Source organism: Peribacillus sp. P4_C12, assembly GCF_056402095.1.
In genome coordinates this window covers 1-877 of record NZ_JBFUIB010000988.1, presented here as the reverse complement: position 1 = coordinate 877, position 877 = coordinate 1, and the positions used below count along the sequence as shown (strand labels likewise).

Sequence of the window (877 nt, the reverse complement as noted above, 5' to 3'; positions counted from 1 at the left end):
GGACAATTTGTGATTACTTTATAAGCCATAATGAAATTCCTTCCTTTTAGTTAATTCGATTATATAACAAGGAATTAAAAATATAAATAATAAAATTTAAATTTTTTAATCCGAAAAATCAATAATATTAATTTATTATTTAATATTATTGATTATCCGTTTTCATTATTCATTCAAGTATTATATTTACCATAATGGTTGAAATTGTAGAAATTCCTCTTGGTGAAAATCCCCAGTTACATAATGAGCATGATTACTTAGACTTTGAGATGCTGATTAATAATCCATGGATATTTGATATTAATATTCCAACTGATGATGATTCAGCAGTCGTTAGCATTGATGTATTATTTAATGATATAGAACTTGAAAATTATTAAGCTTACGGGTTGATTAATCTCCGATTATGCAGTGATTTGAGGACTTAGTCTATATTTTAGTTATTCCAGAATAGGGCGCTATTGTTGAATAAAACTTAGATTTTTAAACGACTTTATAGTTATATTTTTAAGCACAGTGAAGTATCTTATATCGAAAATTAAACAACTATATTTTAACCCCGTCCTAAATTTAGAACGGGGTTATGCTTGTTTTAGGTTTTAAAATTAAATAACTTTATTGTCTTTTTACAGAAATGAAGAATTTATTCAAAATCATTCCTCCACAATCATGCCCCATTAGTTGCATAAAATCGAGTAGGAGGAGGTGCCTAGCCTCCGACCTCTCACACCACCGTACATACCGTTCGGTATACGGCGGTTCAGTTTAAGTCTGACGTAGTTTTGTATATCGTTCATATAGATTTACTAACCCATGATGGAGCCAATAAACATTATTAAGGGTTTTGTCTAGAATAGGACTATGCGCTATGCGCCAA

General features: G+C 29.9%; 1 protein-coding gene. It reads left to right on the top strand.

Annotated elements, in window-relative coordinates; translation table 11 throughout:
• Window positions 1-194: 194 nt before the first annotated feature.
• The gene (locus tag AC1DUW_RS30735; RefSeq protein WP_053346211.1) at window positions 195-380 is read left to right on the top strand and encodes a hypothetical protein; all 186 of its coding nucleotides are present in this window, start codon (window positions 195-197) and stop codon (window positions 378-380) included.
• The last annotated feature ends 497 nt before the right edge of the window (window positions 381-877 follow it).